Below are 22,462 nucleotides of genomic sequence, written 5' to 3'. Positions count from 1 at the left end.
AATCACAGATGCTAAATTTAGTACTTATGATGATTGAACGTGTTGGACTTATTGTTATTTTAGGATTTTTACTTTCTCATATTAAAACGTTCAGGCGCCTTCTTCATAGACAAGATGGGTATGTAGATAAGCTTAAGCTTATTTGTGTTTTTTCAGTGTTTACAATTGTAAGTAATTACACGGGAATTGAAATTGCAGGGAATACAATTATGAATGAAAATTGGCTACAAGGTGTTTCGTCATCTAGTACAATTGCGAATACACGTATTATGGGTGTTGGAATTAGTGGATTGCTTGGTGGTCCTATCGTCGGAATTGGAGTAGGATCGATTGCTGGTATTCACCGTTATATGCTTGGCGGGACGACAGCGCTAAGTTGTGCAATCTCATCAATTTTAGCAGGGGTTATAACGGGGTATATTGGATACATTTTCAAAAAATATAATCGTGCAATTACGCCTAAATTTTCAGCGATTTTAAGTGTGTTTATCGTTTCTTTAGAAATGATTATGATCCTATTGATTGTAGAGGATGGAATGAGTATTGTGAAAACAATTGCGATACCAATGATCCTTGTAAATAGTTTTGGAAGTTTTATTTTACTTTCCATGATACAAGCTATTTTGCGCCAGGAAGAGAACGCAAAGGCACTTCAGACTCATAAGGTATTACGTATTGCAGATAAAACGTTACCGTATTTTCGCCAAGGATTAACAGAAGAGTCATGTAAGCATGTGGCACAAATTATTCACCGCTTTACAGGAACAGATGCGGTATCCTTAACAGATACAGAGAAAATATTAGCTCACGTTGGATTAGCATCAGATCACCATATTCCTTCACATAGTTTAATAACTGGTTTGTCGAAAGAAGTGTTAAATACAGGGAAAATAATGAAAGCAAAATCACGTGAGGTTATTAATTGTCAACACGAAGGCTGTCCTTTGCAAGCGGCCATCGTTATTCCACTAACTTCACATGGAAATACGATAGGGACATTAAAACTATATTTCAAAAATCCTAACCAGTTAAGTCGTGTGGAAGAGGAATTAGCAGAAGGATTAGCAAAAATATTCTCTACACAACTTGAATTAGGTGAAGCTGAGTTGCAAAGCAAATTATTGCAAGATGCGGAAATAAAAGCATTACAAGCACAAATTAACCCGCACTTTTTATTTAATGCGATTAATACAGTATCAGCTTTATGCCGAACGGATGTAGAAAAGGCAAGGAAGTTATTATTACAGCTTAGCGTGTATTTCCGTTGTAATTTGCAAGGGGCACGTCAGTTATTGATTCCACTAGAACAAGAATTAAACCATGTACAGGCATATCTATCACTAGAACAAGCAAGGTTCCCCAATAAGTATGAAGTAAAGATGTATATTGAGGATGAGCTAAAGACAACCCTAGTACCACCATTTGTTCTTCAACTATTGGTTGAAAATGCATTGCGACATGCTTTTCCAAAGAAGCAACCAGTATGCGAAGTGGAAGTGCATGTTTTTGAAAAAGAGGGTATGGTTCACTTTGAAGTAAAAGATAATGGACAAGGAATTGAGGAAGAACGTTTAGAACAATTAGGAAGAATGGTAGTTTCGTCAAAGAAAGGGACTGGAACAGCTTTATATAATATTAATGAACGTCTTATTGGGTTATTTGGGAAAGAAACGATGCTTCATATCGAAAGTGAATTAAATGAGGGGACGGATATTACCTTTGTTATTCCAAAAAAAATAGGGGAGGAAGAGCAGGTTGTTAAAAGTATTAGTAGTTGACGATGAAATGTTAGCACGTGATGAACTAAAGTATCTATTAGAGAGAACGAAAGAAGTTGAGATAATAGGTGAGGCTGATTGTGTAGAAGACGCATTAGAAGAGTTGATGAAAAATAAACCAGATATTGTGTTTCTAGATATTCAGCTATCCGATGATAACGGATTTGAAATTGCGAATATATTAAAGAAGATGAAAAATCCACCTGCAATTGTATTTGCTACTGCCTATGATCAATATGCGCTGCAAGCATTTGAAGTAGATGCGTTAGACTACATTTTAAAACCATTTGATGAAGAGCGTATTGTGCAGACATTAAAGAAGTATAAAAAACAAAAACAAGCGCAAATAGAAACGAAGCACGAAATAAAGGGGACAGATGTAACAGCAGAGATGCATAAATTAGCATTACCAATTGAAGAATCAATCGTACTTGTGAATATTGAAGATATTGTATATGTAGGACTTGTAGATGGGAAAGTGACAGTAAAAACAATGAGGGAAACGTATGTAACACACGATACACTTGTGATTTTGGAGAAGAAGTTGCCACAGGCAAGTTTTATGCGTGTCCATCGTAGCTTTATTGCAAATATTAATCATATTACTGAAATTCAGCCATGGTTCAATTCTACTTACAATTTAATCATGAAAGAAGGATCAAAAGTACCTGTTAGCCGTACATATGCTAAAGAACTCAAGAAGCTGCTTCGTATTTAAGAAGCAGCTTTTGTATTTCATCCTTTTATATTTGCAACTGATTCTGTATATTTGACGTTCCGCTATGTAAACGCTTACTCAGTCATTTATATCCTATACAATAAAGGTACCAAATCGAAAGAGGTGGCCAAAATGAGTACGAAAAAGGTATATAGTTTCTTATCACAAGCATTCATATTCTCAGCTATTATGTTAATTTCTAATATTATTGCAACACATTTACCAATTCCGATGCCTTCATCGGTAATCGGGTTAGTCATTTTATTTAGTCTATTATGTTTAAAAGTAATTAAATTGGAGCAAGTTGAATCACTTGGAACAGCTTTAACCGGTATTATCGGATTTCTCTTCGTCCCATCAGGTATTTCAGTTATTAATTCTCTTGGTGTAATGGGACAATATTTTGTACAAATCTTAACTGTAATTGTTGTCGCAACAATTATTTTACTCGCTGTAACAGGATTATTTGCACAATTTATTTTAGGAAAAGATGAAAAAGAAACAGAAGATACAAAAGAATTGAAAGTAGTAAATAAAGGACGCAAGCACGGAAAGGTTGCGTAACCATTTTAGTATATATTGTTAGGAGGTAATGAACATGGCAAGCACAATGACTCCATATTTCGGAATCGTCGTTTCATTAATCGCATACGGAATCGGCACATTATTATTTAAGCATTCTAAAGGATTCTTCTTATTCACACCATTATTTGTAGCGATGGTATTAGGGATTGTCTTTTTAAAGGTAGGTAACTTTACCTTTGAAGAGTATAATACTGGCGGAAAAATGATTAGTTTCTTCTTAGAACCAGCAACAATTGCCTTTGCAATTCCGTTATATAAACAAGTTGATAAGTTGAAAAAATATTGGTGGCAAATTTTATCAGCTATCGTAGTTGGATCTATTTGTTCAGTAATTGTCGTGTTCATTGTTGCAAAAGCAATTGGTCTAGATACAGCAGTAATGAATTCAATGTTACCACAAGCAGCAACGACAGCAATTGCGTTACCAATCTCTGAAAGTATTGGTGGTATACCAGCAATTACATCGTTTGCAGTTATTTTTAACGCAGTTATCGTATACGCATTAGGGGCATTATTCTTAAAAACATTTAGAGTGAAACATCCAATTGCAAAAGGTTTAGCGCTTGGAACAGCAGGTCACGCATTAGGAGTAGCAGTAGGAATTGAAATGGGTGAAGTAGAGGCAGCTATGGCAAGCATTGCTGTAACGGTAGTAGGGGTTGTAACAGTAGTTGTCATACCAATGTTCATGCCGTTTATTGGATAGTAAAACTTACTTAAAAAAATGAGAAAAGCAAGCTATTTGTAGGACAGATTTCTACTGATAGCTTGCTTTTTATGTTACAGTAGTGGTAAGACCTATCTTTAACAAAATGTAAGTTTCCTTAAATCTTCATTAATACTATGTAGAATACGTTTTGAATTAGGTCATTGTATTGTAAAATAAGAAGTAAGCTACTATAGACCTGCTAAGGTAGGCGTATAATGAGCTTATAAAAATCTTAATATGAATGAATAATTAAAAGTAGAAAAGAGAGAAAAATCTACTTATTAACGTTTTACTTTATAGGACAGGAGAGAGTACTCGTCGATTATGCAAATAAAAAACCTGTTTCAAAGCAAAGGATTTCAGAGGTTACTCGTATTAGTAATACTTGCTCTCGTATTATACGGGCTGCAAAGCATGTTGAATTTAATTTTAATTACGTTTATTCTCACGTATTTAATGGATCGATTCCAAAAGTTTATTTCTCGTAAATTAGATCATTTTATGCCCATCAATCGAAAGCTCATTATAGCATTTCTATATGTCATGTTAATTGGTGGAATTGCTATTACGCTATTTAAATATTTACCAGTATTAACGATACAAATTTCACAATTGATTTATCAATTTAACGTATTTTTAAGAAACCCACCGGATAGTGAATTAATTAAGTATGCAGTTAATGCTGTCAATCATATGGAATTTTCTAAATATGTAGGACAAGGTGTAGACATTTTGTATAAATCGATTACAAATGTCGGGAAGTTCGGACTTCAAGTTTTACTTTCTTTAATTTTAAGTTTATTTTTCCTGCTGGAGAAATCTCGTATCGTTGCTTTTACTGCAAAATTTAAAGAAAGCCGACTTGCAATTTTCTATACTGAAATTGAGTACTTCGGTAAGAAATTTGCACGTTCATTCGGAAAAGTAATCGAAGCACAATTTTTAATTGCAGTTGTTAACTGTGTTTTATCCGTTATTGCATTATGGATATTAGGATTCCCACAATTATTAGGTTTAGCGTTAATGATCTTCTTACTCGGTTTAATTCCAGTAGCTGGGGTTATCATTTCGTTATTCCCACTTTGTATGATTGCCTACAATATCGGCGGTATTATGTACGTTGTTTATATTTTAATTATCGTAACAGTCATTCATGCGCTTGAAAGTTACGTGTTAAATCCGAAGTTTATGTCGCAAAAAACAAACTTACCGATTTTCTATACGTTTATGGTATTAATCTTCTCAGAACACTTCTTAGGTGTATGGGGACTAATTATCGGTATTCCAATCTTCATTTTCTTATTAGATGTCTTAGATGTGACAAGTGATGAAATGGAGAAGGACTTAGAAAAAAATAAAGTGAAGTAGAGAAAAGCATCGATGTTCGATGCTTTTTCTTTTATAACATGATGTTTCTTATGCCATACTGTAAGAAGAATATAGAATAGGGGTGAAAGAATGGCTGTAAATGAAAAGGTAGAATTAGCTACATTTGCTGGAGGGTGCTTCTGGTGTATGGTTTCGCCATTTGAAGAGATGGAAGGGATTATAAAGGTTGTTTCTGGCTATACAGGTGGTCATAAGGAGGATCCAACGTATAAAGAAGTGTGCTCGGAAACGACGGGACATTATGAGGCAGTACAAATTACATTTGATGCAACCAAAATGCCGTATGAAGAGTTACTAAATATATATTGGAGACAAATTGATCCGACTGATGTAGGTGGGCAATTCCACGATCGTGGACAGTCTTACGAAACAGTGATTTTTTATCATAATGAAGAACAACATAAAAAGGCAGACGCTTCAAAAGAAGAGCTTGCACAGAGTGGACGTTTTTCAAAGCCGATTGCGACAAAAATATTACCAGCTACTACGTTTTATCCGGCTGAAGAATATCACCAAGGATATCATAAGAAAAACACATTCCGCTACGAGTTATACCGTAAGGGTTCAGGACGAGATGCATTTATTAAGCAACATTGGCCAAAGGATAATGCTCATTTAAAAGAAAAACTCAATGAGATGCAGTTTTATGTAACACAAGAGAATGGTACCGAACCACCATTTCGAAATGAGTATTGGAACCATCAAGAGGAAGGCCTTTATGTAGACATCGTTTCAGGTGAACCGTTGTTTACTTCTATAGATAAATTTGATAGTGGATGTGGATGGCCTAGTTTTACAAAACCAGTTATGGCAGCAAGTGTGAAAGAAAAAATGGATGTGAGTCATAATATGACTCGTACGGAAGTGAGAAGTAAAGAAGGAGATTCCCATCTTGGGCATGTATTTCCAGATGGTCCAGGACCGAATGGGCTTCGCTATTGTATAAATTCAGCAGCTCTTCGATTTATTCCTAAAGAGGAATTAGAGAGAGAAGGCTATGGTGATTTCTTAATCTTGTTTGGAAATCAAAAATAACCTCGCAGTTAGCGAGGTTATTTTTTGTTATTTTGCTTTTTTCTTTTTGAACTTGCTTAATACTTCATAAACGATTGGAACAATAAGAAGTGTTAATAACGTTGAACTTGTTAATCCACCAATTACTGTTACACCAAGTCCTTTAGAAATTAAGCCGCTACCTTCAAATCCTAATGCAAGCGGGATAAGAGCCCCAATTGTTGCAATTGCAGTCATTAAAATTGGACGAAGGCGTGTTGCACCAGCTTCTAATAAAGCTTCACGTGTTGATAGACCTTCATTTTCTTTATGAATAACGCGGTCGATAAGCACGATTGCGTTTGTTACAACGATACCGATTAACATAAGCGCACCGATCATTGCAGAGACACTTAACGTTTCACCAGAGATTAATAAGGCAACAAGAGCTCCGATAATTGTAAATGGTAGCGAGAATAAAATTGCGAATGGTGCAAGAGCACCACCGAATGTAACGACAAGAACGAAGTATACAATCGCAATCGCAGCTAACATCGCTAAGCCAAGTTGCTTGAATGATTCTTCAATATCTTTTGTAACGCCGCCCATAGAAACATCTACGCCGGAAGGAAGATCCATTTTATCTACTTCTTTTTGAACCGCGGCAGATGCTTTTGAAACGTCATCAGATGTTAGTTTTGCACTTACTTCTGCATAAACACGGCCATCACGGTGTTTCACTGTATTCGAAGTTTCCCCTTCTTTTACAGTCATAACATCTTTCACAGCCACTTCATTACCAAGTGGCGTTGTAATTTTACGATTTGTTAAGTCATTGATTGTTTCATAATTTTGCTTTTCAGCTTCTACATATACATTGACATCTTTACCGTCTTTTTTAATTGTTGTCAGAACAGGGCGATCATGTTGATTAGAAAGTCCCATTCCGATTTGTGCAGCCGTTAGCCCCATTTTGCTTAGTTTTTCCTGATCTGCGACTAAACTGTATTCTGCATACGTTTTTGCAATACTAGAGTCTACATCTTTTAAGTCTTTATTTTTCTTCATGATATTTTGAATATCTTTTACGACAGGCTTAATTTCTTCAGAGCTATCTCCGTAAACGTATAGTTTAATTTCATTACTACCGCCACTCGCTCCGAAATCTTGATTTTTCCATTCACCTTTTCCAGACATCTTCTGTAAATCTTTAACGACTTGTTCTTTTTCTTTTTCAAAGTTTTTCGTGTCGTTATCATATTGTACGAAGAACATTGCTTGATTTGATTGACCAGGGCTCATTGGGTTTTCTCCACCTAATGAGAATTGAATTGTTTTGACGTCTTTATTATCCTGAAAGTGCTTTTCAGCTTTTGTTGCAATTTTTTCAACGTCTTCTAACGTTTGACCTGGTTCAGGATTGTACGTTGTAATGATCATTTTTTCTTCTTCAGCTGGTAAGAAGCTTACACCGATAGTTGGCACAAGTGCAAGACTACCAACTAATAGAAGGACAGCGATACTTGATGTAATAATTTTGTGATTTAAAGCCCATGCAAGTATGCGTTTATAACTGTTTGCTAATTTGCTTGGTTTTTCTTCATGATGTACCTCTTTTTCCCTCATGCTCTCTTTTTTAAATAAAGAATGAGCTAGCATTGGTACAATTGTAACTGCTACTAGTAATGATGCTAATAAAGCGAAGACGATAGTTAAGGCGAATGGTAAGAACATTTCACCGATCATACCTTTTACTAGTCCAAGCGGTAAAAATACAGCAATTGTTACAATAGTAGAAGACATAATTGGAATAAACATTTCTTTCGTAGCTTCACGAATTAAATCTTTTCCGCGTAGTTTTTCTTCTGATAATGACATACGTCGGTAAATATTTTCAATAACAACAATGGAATCATCGACGACGCGCCCGATAGCGACTGTCATTGCTCCAAGTGTCATAATGTTAAGCGTAATATCCATTTGCTTTATGACTAATACAGCAATTAATAACGAAAGTGGTATGGAAACGACAGAGATTAATGTTGTTCGGATATTTCGTAGGAACAGCATAATAATAACAATCGCAAAGATAGCACCAAAAATGGCTTTGCTCAGCATTGTTTCTACTGATTTCTCAATAGGTGCACCTTGGTCGAATGTTGAAATAACCTCTAAGTCTTTATATTTTTTCTCAAGTTCTTTTACTTTATCTTTCACTGCATTTACAACATCAACTGTATTCGCGTCAGCAGCTTTTACAATTTGAATTCCAATTGCTTCTTTTCCATTTGTTCGAGAAATAGATTCTGCTTTTCCGACTTCTTTAATGTCAGCAATTTCGTCTAATGTAACTGTCGGAATCCCGTTCATAGCGGCTGGATTCATTTGCGGCATTTGTGTACCAGCTCCAGCATTTTGACTACCTTGACCATTCGGTGATGAAGGAACAGCTGGGATTTTCATTTCTTTCAATGCTTTAATTGTTGTAATATTTCCATCTACAACAACTGATTTTTCCGTGTCTTTAAATGTATATAAGCCAAGTGGTAAAGATACGTCCGATCCTTTAATTACATTTTTTACAGTATCTTCACTTAAACCTAATTCTTTCATCTTATCTTTCTTGAAGACAAGTTGTACTTCATCTACTTGTTGACCTGAAATTTGAACAGATGCGACCCCATCAAGCCCTTTTAATCCTGGAACAACATTTTTTTCTACATTTTCAGTTAAGGTAGCTAGAGATTCATTTTTACTTGCTACGCTTAACGAAATAACTGGAAAGGCATTGAAGTTTACACGTGAAACTTTCGGATCCTTTACGCCTTCTGGCAGTTTCACATTTGCGAGAGCTTCTTTAATTTCTGTTTCAGCCTTTTCCATATTTTTATCAAAATCATATTCTACCTGAATAGAAGATGCGTTTTGATAAGATGATGAACTAACAACATTTACACCACTTAAATTTTGCAGTTGCTCTTCCATTGGTTTTGAAATTTTGTCAGCTACTTCTTCTGGTGTAGCACCAGGATAAACCGTAGTTACTGTTACAACCGGTGTTGTAATATCAGGAATTGTTTCCAGCTTCATATTAAGCCCAGAATAAATACCTGCAATGGTAACAATAATGGTTAGTAGCCAAACTGCGAACTTATTTTTTAACGAGAAATTAATGATTTTGTTCATGTTTGCGCTCCCTTTTTATTGTATTGACCAACTGGTCAGTCTAATACATAATATAACTGACTAATTGGTCAGTCGTCAATGAAAAGAGATGGTATAATAAATTCGTGATAAGATGCGAGATTAAGTTTAGGAGAGAAGATATGAAAGAAAAAGAGCGCTTAATTATAGAGATGGCTATGAAGTTATTTGCGACTAAGGGTGTAAATGCAACATCAGTGCAGGAAATTGTGACAGCTTGTGGCATATCTAAGGGAGCTTTCTATTTATATTTTAAATCGAAAGATGAGCTTTTATTAGCAATACTTCGATATTACTATGACAAGATTCAAAATAAAATGATGGATATTGATAAAGAATCATTATTACCACGTGAAAAATTTGCAAAACAATTGCATTGTCAGTTTAACGATATACAAAAGCATAAAGAATTTATTATTATGCATGCAAGGGAAAATGCTATTCCTTTTAATAAAGAAGTGGAAGAGTTTATGATGCGGATGAAGTTAGAGTCTCACGCATTTTATCGGAATAGTTTGCTGTCTATTTATGGTGACAAGGTTATTCCATATTTATTAGATTTAGTAATTATGGTAGAGGGCATATGCCGTGGATATTTAGAACTAATCATTATACAAGCACCAGAAATTGATTTATCGTATGTCTCTGCGTTTATTTTGAAAAGAGTGGATGATTTAGTAGATGGGTTGGTAGAATCTTCGGAAGAACCCGTGTTACATGAAGAAAAGCTTGGAGAATTCCTTTGTAAATCAGAGCTTATTAAGGAGCAGGTTAAGGAACATTTTTTAAAAGAAATCATTGTTTTTAAACGTACATTAGCTGATCAATTAGAAGATGATGAATTGCTTGTTACGCTAGATGTTTTGGAGGCGGAAATGAGATTGCCAAATCCAAGGATTCCGGTCATCCAAGGAATGCTGTCTAATTTAGAAGTATATCCAAATTTAAAAGAATTTCGCTTACGACTTATGGGATATTACAATATAAAAAGGTAACAATGACAGTTTTCATTGTTACCTTTTTTTTATGCATTCACTTTTTCTTTTGTTTGTGTAGTCTCTTCTTGCTCAATATTGATTGTTTCTTTTACGATATAAATCGGACGGTTTTTACTTTCGTCATAAATACGAGCAATATATTGGCCGACGATGCCAAGGCCAAATAACTGAATACCACTAAAGAATGTAATAGCAACCATAATAGATGCCCAACCTGTTTGTGTATCATGCCCGAGAATTTTCACAGTAATTGTATATAGTAAGACAATTATAGAAATAAGAACTGATAATAAACCTAAGGACATAACGATGCGTAATGGCTTTGTCGAAAATGCAATAATGCCATCAGATGCAAATTTAATCATTTTCTTTAATGGATATTTTGTTTCACCAGCAAAGCGCTCATCGCGTTGATATTCAACATACGTTTGGCGGAAGCCAACCCAAGACATCATACCGCGGATGAAGCGATTTCGCTCAGTCATTTGATTGAAAACATCAGCTACCTTGCGATCGATGATTCGGAAATCACCAGTATCTTTTGGGATATCGATATCAGACATGTAGTTTAGGAATTTATAGAAATATTTAGCTGTTAAAAGTTTAAACCAAGTTTCACCTTTACGTTGTTTACGTTTTGCATAAACAACTTCATATCCTTCTTCCCATTTTGCAATAAGTTCAGGAATCACTTCAGGTGGATCTTGTAAGTCTGCATCTATGATTACAATAGCGTCACCTTTTGCAGCAGCAATACCAGCTGTAACGGCTACTTGGTGTCCAAAGTTACGCGCAAAATTAACGATTTTTGTACGGTAATCATTTGCTGCAATCTCAGATAAGATTTCCATTGTACGGTCTGTACTACCGTCATTTACAAAGACAAACTCGTAATTAATATCATTTTGAAGCATAACGGACTTTAAACGATTATAACATTCCTGTGCTACTTCTTCCTCGAAGTACATAGGAACTACAACCGAAATTAATTTTTGCATGTTGTATCCTCCGTATTTTTAATAAGTCGTTCAAATTTAATTAGTAGCCTTTTCAGTTTGGTTGAATGTCCAAATTTTATTAAGAACAAAATTTATAACCATTCCGACACCAATTGCGAAAATCTGTGCAATTAATGCATTCAAGGCAAGTTTATCTACTAATATAAATAAACATAATGTATTAAAAGCCAATACAATTAAATTTACAGTTAGAAATTTAAAGAACATTGACGTGCTTTTATTATTAGGTTTAAACACCCAATTTTTATTCCAATAGTAGCTATTGGCGACACCAATTAAATAGGCAATGGTATTCGCAACAAGATAGTTCATCCCGAACCTTAATAAGATCCAAAAGCTAATAATGGTAATGAGCGTATTAAAGATTCCTACTAAACCAAACTTTAAGAGTTTCTCCATAATAGTATCCTCATCTTTATAAAATATATAAATAAAACAAGAAATGTAGAAAGGTTATTCTTACATAACAACTATCAATTATAGCATAGTTTATACTAAGATGTTATATGTTTTGAGTGGATATCATTTTAGGATATAGAATGAATTTGTCAATAATAAAAAAGGTTAATTCAAATTGGCATACTGGACAATATGAAAGCAAACATGGAAATCATGGTAATATTAATGTATAGTAGCTGGTAGTGTGATTTTTTTAGGAAATATAATGTTTTCCCATATAAATATGTTAAGGAGTGAGTTTTTTTGGAACGTTTTTCTGGATTGTTTTCAACTTTTTCTACACGTGCCATATACGGCATTTATAGCTTTTTCGTTGCAATATTAATTTTTGATTATTTTTCAGATACTCAAAAATATAATTATGTAATGATATTAGTTGGAGTTTTATTATTATGTACAATTGGAAACTTTATACTTAGTAGTGGATCGCTATATCTTGAAAGAGTAAATGAAAAAATATGCTTTTTTGTACTACTAATTATTTGTGTAGCAGTGAAAACTGCATGGATTGTTACATATAAGATTGATCCGATTGGTGACTATGAAGCCTTTTTCAATACTGCAAAAGCATTAGGTGATAACTTTGTTATTCATGATAGATATGTTGCATTATTTCCACATATTTTTGGTTATGCTTCATTCTTAAGTATCTTCCTAAAAATATTTGGGGCAAACTTTATGGTTCCGCCAATTATTAATGTTGTTTTAACTACAATTTCGATGGGATTAATATATTTTATAGCTAGAAGAATTGGTGGAGTGAGAACAGCGATAACAGCAAGTGTTTTATGGATTCTCTTGCCATCACAAACGATGTATAACATGTTTGCACTTTCAGAACCGTTGTATTGTACAGTACTGTTATTAGCCTGGGCAATTATGATAATTGTTTATGATAAAATTGAAAATATAACGATTGCAAAGGTTCTTATGTATTCAATTCTATTAGCTGCATTACTTGTATTAATAAATATGGCAAGACCAATTGCAGCAGTGCCAATTATTGCCTTAGTGATATGGATGTTTATTATAGATACAAAGCATATAGGGAATAAAAAGCTACTTATTAACAAGGTGGTATATGTAGGGGTTATCATTATTGGATACTTAATGATGTCTTCGGCAGTAAATCATTATACAACATTACGTTTAGGTGAAGAGATAGCAACCGTGCCGGGATACAATATTCATGTAGGATTTAATAAGGGATCTTCAGGAACATGGAATCCAGGAGATTCAGCATTACTATATCATTATAGTGGTCAACCAGGATGGAGTGCTCAGGATACTCAAAAGCAAATGCTTGAAGAAGCGAAAAAGAGAATCAAAAACGATGATATAGATTTCGGAAAACTAATGTACGATAAATTTATTATCTTCTTAGGGAATGATGATCAAGCTGTTAAGTACGCAGATCCAGTGATGGACCATAAAGTAGGATATACTATAATTTCTAATGTTTTCTATTACTTTTTACTAGCTACTTCACTGTTCGGAGCGTTAGTAGCTATAAAAAATAAAAATAAATCTTCACTTTTAATTATTTGTTTATATGCGATTGGGCTAACAATGGCACAAATGATAGTAGAAGTAGCACCGAGATATCATTATTCGGCTACAATACCTATGATCTTTTTAGCTGCTTTTGGTATTAAGCATATTTATAATAAAAAAAGTGACAGAGATATAGTAAAAAGATAAGTAAAAAAAGCAGTTGTTTCAAAAGGGTGTGTACGAATCCTTTTAGAAGCAACTGCTTTTTTACTTATAAAATTTGAAAGATAGTTCTTATTGGATTAAGCGTTTTGCTGAGCCCATTTCTCTACATCCCAAGTTTTTGTTATCCAACCTTCATAAAAGTCTGGTTCATGGCATACAAGAAGAATTGTTCCTTTATATGCTTTCATCGCCTTTTGTAGCTCTTCTTTTGCTGTAACATCAAGGTGGTTTGTTGGCTCATCAAAGAGTAACCAGTTACTTTCTTCACCCATTAGTTTACATAAACGAACTTTTGCCTGTTCGCCACCGCTTAATTGGTTCAGTGGACGAGAAATATGTTCGTTTTTCAAACCGCATTTCGCTAACATGGCGCGTATCTGATGTTGGTCTAAGCTAGGGAAAGTATTCCAAACATCATCAATTGGTGTTATATTATCAGCTTTTACTTCTTGTTCGAAGTATGATGGATTTAAGAAGTCACCAAGGCTTGTTTTTCCGCTTAATGGTTTAATCTTACCTAAAATTGTCTTCAACAGTGTTGACTTACCGACACCGTTACATCCAACAATTGCAATTTTTTCTCCGCGTTCAATTGTCATCGTTAATTTTGGTAATAGCGGATGTGTATATCCAATTTCTACATTTTCCCCTTCAAAGACGAATCGGCTACTTGCACGACTTTCTTTAAATGAAAACTCAGGTTTAATAGCTGTTTCAGGGCGATCGATACGTTCCATGCGATCAAGTTGTTTTTGACGGCTCTTTGCACGTCCTGTTGTTGAGTAACGAGCTTTATTTTTCGCAATAAAATCTTCTTGCTTTTTAATAAATTCTCGCTGCTTCTCATAAGCGTTGATATGTTGATTTTTATTCATTTCTGCTAGCTCTAGGAATTTTTCATATGTCGCTGTGTAACGCGTCATTTTTGTGAATTCTAGATGGAAAATAATATCGACGCATTTATTCATAAATTCCGTATCATGGGAAATTAATAGGAATGCGTGTGGATATTCTTTTAAATAAGTTGTTAACCAATGAATATGTTCAACGTCTAAATAGTTGGTAGGCTCATCTAATAGTAGTACTTCTGGTTGCTCAAGTAGTAATTTTGCGAGTAATACTTTTGTACGTTGTCCACCACTTAATGCTGCAACGTCACGATCTAGACCAATTGCGTCAATTCCAAGACCACGTGCTGCTTCTTCAATTTTAATATCTAATAAATAGAATCCGCCTGCTTCAAGAGCATCTTGAATTTCTGCCATTTGCTCAAGAAGTTCCTCTAATTCTTCCGGTGTAGCAGTTCCCATTTTTTCTGCAACTTCATTTAAAGCTTTTTCTTTTTCAAATAAAGGTAAAAACGCATCTGCTAATACATCACGAATTGTGCGACCAGGTGTTAAAATAGTATGCTGGTCTAAGTAACCGTAATTTGTACCAGGTGTCCATTCAACGCGACCTTCGTCATGGATAAGCTGACCAGTAATTATATTCATAAATGTTGATTTACCAACACCGTTTGCTCCAACTAATCCAACATGTTCCCCTGCAAGTAAGCGCATGGATACATCTTTAAATAATGTACGATCACCAAATGTATGGCCTAATTTTTCAACAGTTAATAAGCTCATAATGTCCTCCGTTCATTTCTAAATAGTGTCTTGAATCATGATACTAAATTCTTGGATAGAATGCTATCATTTCCAAAATATATAATGTATTTGACCAGTAGGGTATGCAATTCCAAGAGGATGATGGGTTGCTATGATGTGAAAGAAATAAAAATAAGGTGTAACCATTTAATAAAAGTGGTTACACCTTATTTTTTATTTTAAATATCCACGAACAATTCCGCGTAAGCGATTTGCATGGAATTTGCGCTTATCATTAGAAATATTTTGTGTCATACGGAATGTTGCGGCAGCGACAGCACGTATGAAATAAGGGAATCCGTAGTGTAAGCGAATAACCCTACCAAAACCACCAGCATAAGAAATGGCACGTTTTAATGATTGTTCATTAATAATTTCCTCTTTTACAGGATGGTATACGAACAGATCTTTTCTAAATAAACCAGTATAATTTTGTTTCATACCGCGTAGTACAAAGTCAGTTTCTTCACCAGCTCCATAAATCGTTCCCGAACCAACACCTAAATCTTCATCAAATGTACCTACATCTTGTACAAATTGCTTTGTGAAGAATAGTGTGAAAGAAGGTCCCATGAATCCATACTTATTATTTAAAATAATGTCTGTATTCGGTGCGTGTATTAAAGAACCCGTTCCTTCAACATTTGTCGTATTTGTTGAGATGAAATGAACATCTTTATTAGAGTTGAAAGTTTCTAATATGCTTTCTAAAACATTTGTTTCATAAATACAATCATCATCTGGAAAAGCGATGAAGTCGCCATCTGCTACTTTTAAACCTGCATTGCGGGCTCTCGATAGTCCTTTAATAGGTGTATAGATGTAATTAATAGAAAATTTATCTTTATATTCATCAAATAAATCAGAGATTGGCGTATCATTTTGATCTACTACGATAAGTTCAAAATTTTTGTAAGTTTGTTGTTCAAGTGATTTTAGTAAGTCAAGAATATCATCACGTCTGCCACAAGTAGCCATGATTAAAGAAAATTTCAAGTTTAACAGCTCCTTTTAGAGATTGCGTTTAAGCCTTTTTGAATCGTGCTAGTATCTTTTCGAGTAGTGAAAAGAGAATTTCATCCTTTGTTATAAAGAGGATAAGGGCATACGTTAATCCACATGTTATTATTACTAGGATAACTTGTAGTATTTGTCCAGATACGATCATATCAATAACGAATGCTATCGGGACAAATGTTAGTGAATAAAATAGATATTTAAGTTTTTGTATATCGAATAACGTATAATTCACTTTTAGTTTCTTTTTCACATAAATATATTCAAATGTGATTAAGAAACAATTCGCAATTGTTGTTGTGAAAATTGCGGTTGTTGGTGTAAGTACATGGAAGAATATTAGTGCAATATTAGATGCTAAGTTGATAAATCCGCAAATGAATAAAAATCGCACTAAAATGCTTTCTTTCTTTTTCACATAAATAATTTGATTCGATAAAATGGACTCAATACCAACTGTAATCATATAGAAGGCGAAAACAATTAGTGTATTACCAGCCCCGGCAAACTGTTGTCCACCGTAAATGACAACAGCTCCATGAGCAATGAGCATTAAACCGATTGCAGCAGGGAATAGGGTAATGAAATATACTTTTGAAATTTTATTTAGTAAAGACTCGTACTCCATTTCAGACGCATTTCCTGATAAATAAGACAGTCTTGGAACGGTTACTTGTACAACACTTAACATAAGTGTATTAATAATCATCATAATTTGAAAAGCCATTACGTAATATGCAACTTCTTCTTTTCCAACATATACTCCTAAAAAAAGACGATCTAATTGAGTATATAAAATATTAGCATTTGAAAAAATCAAGACTAATAGTAACGGTTTTAAATGAGGAATAATCGTTAAGTCGGAAAAATCAAATTTCACTTGGCGTTTCACATATATAAAGCTAATAGAGTGGTTTAAAAATGTTGATAATACTAATAAACCAGCATATGTTTTGTAATCGTCAACCCCATGAATGAAAGAGAAAAGAAGTACGACATAGATTAATCGAACGATAACGGTTTTTTTAGTGATGAAGTCATAATTTTCATATGCCTCGTTGAACCATTCCACATAAAACATGTTAGATATGAAATTAAAACCGAAAATAAGAAGAACTGGAAATAGACTTTCATGTCCATATCCAATATAACTAAAGAGCACAAAGGCTGATAAAGCCAAAATACTAGTTGTGAAGTTAATTACATAGAGACTTGTAAATAACTTAGAAACTTTCTTCTTATCGTTTTTAATTAAGCTAATTTCACGTAAACCATATTGATATACACCAAATACGGCGAACACGAAGAAGTAATTGAAAAAAGTTTCAGCAATATTAACGGTTCCGATTGAAGTGGCTCCTAACGTTCGATATGCGTAAGGACCAACTAAAATTGGAAGGATAATATTAAACGTATTGAGCAGTATTTTATAAAAAATATTTGAAGCAATTGATTTCTGCATAATTTCACCTTTCCATTAAAATAATCCAATTTAATTAAAATACTTGCTATGTCATAGTAAGGTTTTTAACTACAATTAATTCTTTCAATATAATGAAGTGTAAGGTGTTTTCTACACGATTTACAAATCCTTAAATTGTTTTGTTGACCACCCGTATAAGTGTACCCTACATAAACTTTGTAAAGCAACTGTTGATGGAATAGAACCGTGTTATAAATGAGATTTTATCAATTAGAAAAAGTGAATAGCGAACGGATATGTATAAAAATATTACATAGTATGTGTGAAAAGGAGTAATGGTTGTATGAAGGTGTGGAAATGATTATAAAAAATGAGCGAATATATGATAGTTATTCGCTCAGAAGATGTTTTAATGGTAAAGTCCTACATACTCCAAGGTTTACTTAAAGTTAGAACTTCAGCCATTTCCTTGCTTTTGACGCGCCCTTTTTTTCTACTTTCTGCACGCTCAGAACCAGTTGTGTGTAGCCAGTGTTCTTCTTCAGTTTCAGGTAGTACTTGTGGAACTGAAGAAGGTTTTCCATCTTTTAATGCAACGAATGTAATGAAACATGTTGCAGCTATTCTACGCTCGCCTGCTAATAAATTCTCTGCAATTACTTTTACGAACACTTCCATTGAAGATTTTCCTGTATAGCATACGAATGCTTCATAACAAACAGAATCTGCTTGGTGAATTGGAGTTAAAAAATCAACAGAATCGATAGATGCTGTTACACAATGTTTACGGCTATGTCTTGCAGCTGCAATTGAAGCGATACTATCAATTTCTGCTAATAATTTTCCTCCGAAAAGTGTTTGATGATTATTTAAATCATTCGGAAAAACACGTGTTGTTTTAATTGCTTTGGATTCTCGCATGAATTTCTTTTCCATATGGTCAGCCCCTATTTTCTGTTTTCAATCAGAATGACATGTATTGTAATTGGAGTACAAAAATATTAAAAATCCATAGATATTTAATGAAGTAAAGAATTCCAGAAGAGGGTTAGTAAAACTTCTGTATTTGTATTCATGTAACTGAAAGAAAAGTTATCTTATATAAAGTGTAGTGTAAAAGAGGATTCGCTTACATTGCAAGTGAAAAAATTAGGACCCTGTATTTGTCATAGAAATTCCCTATCAGCTATGTGCCTATTCATGATAGAATCGTTTTGTTATGAATGGAAGTAGAGGTGCAATGGACATATGAATCATATACAAACAAATTTTTCGTCTTTTTTCAGTAAAATAATGATTGGTGCGATGCTCGCATTTTTTGTTTATAGTTGTTGGTCTGCGTTCGAAACAAGCAAACAATTTTTTGGAGACAGTACAACAAGTGTAACAATTGTATTGGTTATTTTCGTTATTCTCATGTTGTTGGTAGCATCGATTTTACAGTATCGTTTTACAGATAAACAATTTCTTATTTTTCTTATCAGTACATGTATAGTTGTGAGACTTAGTATGGTTTTATTTGTAGACGTTCCGTTAATTGGTGATATGAAAGCTATGTTTGAGTCTGCAAAGCAGGTTGCGATTGGTAATAGCGTAGAGAATATAGCACAGTTACCTTTTATTATTTATGAATCAATTATTATTCGTATATTTGGCGATACAGTATTCGCATTGCAGTTATTTAATATTTTATTTTGCACAGGGACTGCATTTTTCATTTATCGTATTGCAGCCATAGTTTTTGGAGAAGAATGCGGTCGTATTGCGTCTGTATTTTACGCTTTATATATTCCAAATATATTTATGAGTTCTTTATTAACATCAGAATCACTCGCAATATTTTTATTTTATTTAGCTTGTTACATACTTTTATATAAAGGTTTAGATCATCCTTATATGTGGGTGCTTGCAGCAATTTTATTTGCATGTAGTAATATGATTTTCCCAATGGGGTTATTTCTTCCTATTTTTATTGCTGTATATGTGTTGTTAGTTGAACTTTTTCAATCAGCAATGAAGCAAAAAGTATTATTAAAGATGATAGGAATACTTATTCTATTTTATAGTACCCATTTTGGTGTGAGTTATGGAATTCAGACAATGGGAATGTCACAATATACGATTTCAAATGAAACGTATGTTCAATCTGTTTTGATTGGAAAAGGTAAAAATGAGAGGGAAATGACAAAGAATCAAAGCGTAACAGAGCGTATTGACCAAAAGCTAAAAGAGATTGAAGAAGAAAGATTTAAACTTTTAAAGCCAGTCATTAATCAATTCTCAGATGAGGGAATACATTCTATTCTATTTAAATGTGAAAAACTTATATATGTAGCGGTAACATTGTTTATGTCTATTGCTTTATTACACTTTCTTATTAAGAAACAACAAAACGAAGGATATATGTTGTTCTTATTGTTAATTAGTGGATACGTATTGTTAAGACTCTTCCAAGTAGATAGGGCATATTACAATCTTATTGTGCCAGCCTTGTTTATTTTGCAAAGCTTTGGTGTTTATATGAGTTATGTGTACTGTCAAAAAATATTCTTCAGAAAATAAAAAGAATCCAGATTGGATTCTTTTTTTGAATGGAAGATGAGGACTAAGAGTTAGCAGAGATAAAGAATCTCTACTGACATAATCTGTACTCTATCGGTTAAGTTCCAGTTGTAAACTATCGGCTGTTAGAGCCATTTTTGAGGAATCGTCTTGAATTCCTTTCATTACTTGTGAAATGGTTTCTAACTCATTTTCAATTTTTTTATTCTGCTCTTTCGAGTTAGACATGTCTTTTACAATTTCTTGGAAGTATTGATCTGTTGCAGACATACCATCTGTTCCTTCAGATACGAGGGAGCTAATTTGTTTCACTGAAGAAGAGACACGAATAATTTGTTCATTTGTTTTTTCGACGAGCTTTGTCACGTTGAATATAGATTCTTTCGTTTGCTCTGATAACTTTCGAATTTCTCCAGCTACAACAGAGAAGCCCTTGCCAAATTCCCCAGCACGAGCAGATTCAATCGCAGCATTTAGTGCGAGTAAATTTGTTTGCTCTGCAATTGATTTTACAATATCTATGATTTCATTAATTTTGTTAGAAATATCGAGAAGTTCATGAGTATCTGTAATGATAGTTTCCATGTTCGTTTGAATGTATTCCATTCGTTTATTTTGCTGATTTAATTGCTCTTTCCCTTTATTCGCTTTTTCTTCCGATGTTGTAGCTAATGATGTACCTGTTTTGGCAATTTCTACAATAGTTTCAGATTTAGCGGTTAACTGTTGAATAGAAGCGCTCGTTTTTTCAGATACAGATGCTAGTTCTGTTGCAATATGCGTAATGGTCATAGCTGTTATTTCTTTTTCTTTTTCATGTTCTTTTTGTATTCTTTCATATTCAGATTCATAAGCCGCAATAACGAGTTCTTGTTCAAGAGTAAATAATTTGTTTATTACGTTTATAGAATGTGAAAAATCGTCAATTGTTTTAAATTTTGTTTGCAATATCTTCATAATAGAGCGGAATAATTCTTGATAAGCGGCAGTATACCATTTTCTATGTAAGCCAATTTGTACATGCCTTTTGGCAATTCGAACACGTTGTTCAATAAAATCTTCATGCATATCTCCGCTGAATAATTCTTTTATATGTGTTTTTAAAGTTTGCTTTAGTTTTGGAATAGAACTATAACGTTCAATAATAGTAATTAAATTTGGCTGTTTTGTAATATTGGCATAGAATTTTTCCGTAATCCAATCAATTTCTTCATAAATAAAGGGCTGTAGTATCTTTACGATTTGTAAATCTTCCTTTGAAATATGTAGCATATCCATTTGAATTTTCAATTCAGAATTAGTAGGCACGTTAAAAGTGATTTGTTGATCCTTACTTAATTCAAGTATACTGGCGTTTGTTTTATTTGTATGTTTTTTAAAAACCCCAAGCATCGTTCTTCCCCCTGTGTATAAAGCGTTTTCATTTTTGGTTCTATTATAATTATATATTTTTATATACAATTACTCTACGTTAGTGTGTAGAATAGTATATAAATTAAGAGAATTCTATGTAGAATTCTCTTAATGGCCTTTATTAATTTTAGCATGTGTTTTAAAGAAAACTGGGAAATGTACATTATATATTACAGTGACAACACGAATAATGAATGTCACTAATAAACAAACATAGAAAGCTAATACGTGTGCCCCCATTGCATATGTGATTAGGAAACTAATTGCTCCTAAAATAGAAGCGATTGCGTAAATCTCTTTTCGGAATACGTAAGGGATATCTTGAGCGCAAATGTCACGCAAAATACCGCCTCCAATACCTGTAATGACTCCCATTGAAACAACTAGGAATGAGGCGTCAACATGATGTGACATTGCCGCATTTGCACCAATGGCTGTAAAAACACCTAGGCCAACAGCATCAGAAAGCATAATAACGACTTGCAGTTTATTGATACGCTCAAAAAACATACAAGTAAATAATGCTGATAATACGCTTACGAAAAAGTAAATGGGTTTAACAAATGCGACAGGAGGCAGGTTACCGATCATAATATCACGAATAATACCGCCGCCGAGCGCAGTAGCTACAGCTAAACAAAGGACACCGAATAAATCTAAATCTTTTTTTAAACCAACTAATGTACCGGAAATAGCAGCGGCGATAATGCCAAGAAACGTAAATATGTCGATTAATAACATTGCTGTAATCCCTTCCTCCTAAAGATGTTCCAGAGAAAAAATATACACTAAAGTTATGTAAATAACAATGCATTTTCGTTACA

The 22,462-nt window shown here is 33.8% G+C and carries 18 protein-coding genes and 1 pseudogene; 9 read left to right on the top strand and 10 right to left on the bottom strand.

Annotated elements, in window-relative coordinates:
* The first annotated feature begins 8 nt into the window (after nt 1–8).
* The 6 genes from lytS (at nt 9) to msrB (ending at nt 6,214) form a co-directional block, all read left to right on the top strand.
* Nucleotides 9–1,778: a two-component system sensor histidine kinase LytS gene (lytS, locus tag ATN06_RS27555; protein WP_060633044.1), complete on the top strand. Its 1,770-nt coding sequence runs from the start codon at nt 9–11 to the stop codon at nt 1,776–1,778.
* Nucleotides 1,756–2,496, top strand: coding sequence for a LytR/AlgR family response regulator transcription factor (locus ATN06_RS27550; RefSeq protein WP_060633043.1), 741 nt, complete (start codon nt 1,756–1,758; stop codon nt 2,494–2,496). The genes lytS and ATN06_RS27550 overlap by 23 nt, the downstream gene beginning before the upstream one ends.
* Before the next feature lie 132 nt (nt 2,497–2,628).
* Complete coding sequence (gene lrgA, locus ATN06_RS27545; protein WP_060633042.1) at nt 2,629–3,060, top strand: antiholin-like murein hydrolase modulator LrgA; 432 nt, start codon at nt 2,629–2,631, stop codon at nt 3,058–3,060.
* 34 nt (nt 3,061–3,094) lie between these two features.
* Nucleotides 3,095–3,787 (top strand): antiholin-like protein LrgB, encoded by a 693-nt coding sequence (lrgB, locus tag ATN06_RS27540; protein WP_000168869.1) that lies wholly within the window; start codon nt 3,095–3,097, stop codon nt 3,785–3,787.
* A gap of 327 nt (nt 3,788–4,114) precedes the next feature.
* Entirely contained in the window at nt 4,115–5,158 is a 1,044-nt protein-coding gene (locus ATN06_RS27535; RefSeq protein ID WP_060633041.1) for an AI-2E family transporter, read from the top strand.
* 90 nt (nt 5,159–5,248) lie between these two features.
* Nucleotides 5,249–6,214, top strand: a complete 966-nt coding sequence (gene msrB / locus ATN06_RS27530; RefSeq protein ID WP_060633040.1) for a peptide-methionine (R)-S-oxide reductase MsrB — start codon at nt 5,249–5,251, stop codon at nt 6,212–6,214.
* A 27-nt stretch (nt 6,215–6,241) separates the two neighbouring features.
* Here msrB and ATN06_RS27525 read toward each other — a convergent pair whose 3' ends face one another.
* On the bottom strand, nt 6,242–9,358 hold the full coding sequence (locus ATN06_RS27525) for an efflux RND transporter permease subunit (RefSeq protein WP_060633039.1): 3,117 nt from the start codon (nt 9,356–9,358) through the stop codon (nt 6,242–6,244).
* A 140-nt stretch (nt 9,359–9,498) separates the two neighbouring features.
* Between ATN06_RS27525 and ATN06_RS27520 the strand changes: the two genes are divergently transcribed.
* Nucleotides 9,499–10,371, top strand: a complete 873-nt coding sequence (locus ATN06_RS27520) for a TetR/AcrR family transcriptional regulator (protein ID WP_060633038.1) — start codon at nt 9,499–9,501, stop codon at nt 10,369–10,371.
* A gap of 29 nt (nt 10,372–10,400) precedes the next feature.
* Here the strand turns inward: ATN06_RS27520 and ATN06_RS27515 are convergent, their stop codons facing one another.
* Both ATN06_RS27515 and ATN06_RS27510 read right to left on the bottom strand, forming a co-directional pair.
* Nucleotides 10,401–11,372 carry a glycosyltransferase family 2 protein gene (locus tag ATN06_RS27515; protein ID WP_060633037.1) on the bottom strand — a complete coding sequence of 324 codons (972 nt, stop codon included), beginning with the start codon at nt 11,370–11,372 and terminating at the stop codon, nt 10,401–10,403.
* A 36-nt stretch (nt 11,373–11,408) separates the two neighbouring features.
* A complete protein-coding gene (locus ATN06_RS27510) occupies nt 11,409–11,792 on the bottom strand; it encodes a GtrA family protein (RefSeq protein WP_060633036.1) in 384 nt (127 codons plus the stop codon).
* Between the two features lie 303 nt (nt 11,793–12,095).
* On the opposite strand from ATN06_RS27510, the gene ATN06_RS27505 reads away from it, so the two are divergent.
* Nucleotides 12,096–13,553 carry a glycosyltransferase family protein gene (locus tag ATN06_RS27505; protein WP_060633035.1) on the top strand — a complete coding sequence of 486 codons (1,458 nt, stop codon included), beginning with the start codon at nt 12,096–12,098 and terminating at the stop codon, nt 13,551–13,553.
* 95 nt (nt 13,554–13,648) lie between these two features.
* Here the strand turns inward: ATN06_RS27505 and ATN06_RS27500 are convergent, their stop codons facing one another.
* The 4 genes from ATN06_RS27500 to ATN06_RS27485 form a co-directional block, all read right to left on the bottom strand.
* Nucleotides 13,649–15,202: an ABC-F family ATP-binding cassette domain-containing protein gene (locus ATN06_RS27500; protein WP_060633034.1), complete on the bottom strand. Its 1,554-nt coding sequence runs from the start codon at nt 15,200–15,202 to the stop codon at nt 13,649–13,651.
* A gap of 195 nt (nt 15,203–15,397) precedes the next feature.
* Entirely contained in the window at nt 15,398–16,219 is an 822-nt protein-coding gene (locus ATN06_RS27495; protein WP_060633033.1) for a glycosyltransferase family 2 protein, read from the bottom strand.
* A gap of 28 nt (nt 16,220–16,247) precedes the next feature.
* The gene (locus ATN06_RS27490; RefSeq protein ID WP_060633032.1) at nt 16,248–17,702 is read right to left on the bottom strand and encodes an oligosaccharide flippase family protein; all 1,455 of its coding nucleotides are present in this window, start codon (nt 17,700–17,702) and stop codon (nt 16,248–16,250) included.
* Between the two features lie 384 nt (nt 17,703–18,086).
* Entirely contained in the window at nt 18,087–18,599 is a 513-nt protein-coding gene (locus ATN06_RS27485) for an acyl-CoA thioesterase (RefSeq protein WP_060633031.1), read from the bottom strand.
* Between the two features lie 312 nt (nt 18,600–18,911).
* On the opposite strand from ATN06_RS27485, the gene ATN06_RS27480 reads away from it, so the two are divergent.
* Nucleotides 18,912–20,225, top strand: coding sequence for an ArnT family glycosyltransferase (locus tag ATN06_RS27480; protein ID WP_060633030.1), 1,314 nt, complete (start codon nt 18,912–18,914; stop codon nt 20,223–20,225).
* A gap of 90 nt (nt 20,226–20,315) precedes the next feature.
* Here ATN06_RS27480 and ATN06_RS29860 read toward each other — a convergent pair whose 3' ends face one another.
* The 3 genes and pseudogenes from ATN06_RS29860 to ATN06_RS27470 all read right to left on the bottom strand — a co-directional run bounded on the left by ATN06_RS29860 (nt 20,316) and on the right by ATN06_RS27470 (nt 22,379).
* A complete protein-coding gene (locus ATN06_RS29860; RefSeq protein WP_420480585.1) occupies nt 20,316–21,122 on the bottom strand; it encodes a methyl-accepting chemotaxis protein in 807 nt (268 codons plus the stop codon).
* Nucleotides 21,120–21,497 (bottom strand): annotated as a pseudogene (locus ATN06_RS29855) (protoglobin family protein); the annotation flags it as partial. The gene ATN06_RS29860 and the pseudogene ATN06_RS29855, both read right to left, overlap by 3 nt.
* Nucleotides 21,498–21,746: 249 nt before the next feature.
* On the bottom strand, nt 21,747–22,379 hold the full coding sequence (locus ATN06_RS27470; RefSeq protein ID WP_000924376.1) for a trimeric intracellular cation channel family protein: 633 nt from the start codon (nt 22,377–22,379) through the stop codon (nt 21,747–21,749).
* Nucleotides 22,380–22,462 lie beyond the last annotated feature (83 nt).

It is taken from the genome of Bacillus thuringiensis, from assembly GCF_001455345.1.
Taxonomy (GTDB): Bacteria; Bacillota; Bacilli; order Bacillales; family Bacillaceae_G; genus Bacillus_A; species Bacillus_A thuringiensis_N.
The sequence above is the reverse complement of the archived record's forward strand: the minus strand, read 5'-3'. Positions and strand labels throughout refer to the sequence as shown.

Excerpts from the sequence above, each read along its gene's own strand:
- lytS (WP_060633044.1), top strand. The coding sequence starts at position 9 with ATGCTAAATTTAGTACTTATGATGATTGAACGTGTTGGACTTATTGTT.
- lrgA (WP_060633042.1), top strand. The coding sequence starts at position 2,629 with ATGAGTACGAAAAAGGTATATAGTTTCTTATCACAAGCATTCATATTC.
- lrgB (WP_000168869.1), top strand. The coding sequence starts at position 3,095 with ATGGCAAGCACAATGACTCCATATTTCGGAATCGTCGTTTCATTAATC.
- ATN06_RS27535 (WP_060633041.1), top strand. The coding sequence starts at position 4,115 with ATGCAAATAAAAAACCTGTTTCAAAGCAAAGGATTTCAGAGGTTACTC.
- msrB (WP_060633040.1), top strand. The coding sequence starts at position 5,249 with ATGGCTGTAAATGAAAAGGTAGAATTAGCTACATTTGCTGGAGGGTGC.
- ATN06_RS27525 (WP_060633039.1), bottom strand. The coding sequence starts at position 9,358 with ATGAACAAAATCATTAATTTCTCGTTAAAAAATAAGTTCGCAGTTTGG.
- ATN06_RS27520 (WP_060633038.1), top strand. The coding sequence starts at position 9,499 with ATGAAAGAAAAAGAGCGCTTAATTATAGAGATGGCTATGAAGTTATTT.
- ATN06_RS27515 (WP_060633037.1), bottom strand. The coding sequence starts at position 11,372 with ATGCAAAAATTAATTTCGGTTGTAGTTCCTATGTACTTCGAGGAAGAA.
- ATN06_RS27510 (WP_060633036.1), bottom strand. The coding sequence starts at position 11,792 with ATGGAGAAACTCTTAAAGTTTGGTTTAGTAGGAATCTTTAATACGCTC.
- ATN06_RS27500 (WP_060633034.1), bottom strand. The coding sequence starts at position 15,202 with ATGAGCTTATTAACTGTTGAAAAATTAGGCCATACATTTGGTGATCGT.
- ATN06_RS27490 (WP_060633032.1), bottom strand. The coding sequence starts at position 17,702 with ATGCAGAAATCAATTGCTTCAAATATTTTTTATAAAATACTGCTCAAT.
- ATN06_RS27485 (WP_060633031.1), bottom strand. The coding sequence starts at position 18,599 with ATGGAAAAGAAATTCATGCGAGAATCCAAAGCAATTAAAACAACACGT.
- ATN06_RS27480 (WP_060633030.1), top strand. The coding sequence starts at position 18,912 with ATGAATCATATACAAACAAATTTTTCGTCTTTTTTCAGTAAAATAATG.
- ATN06_RS27470 (WP_000924376.1), bottom strand. The coding sequence starts at position 22,379 with ATGTTATTAATCGACATATTTACGTTTCTTGGCATTATCGCCGCTGCT.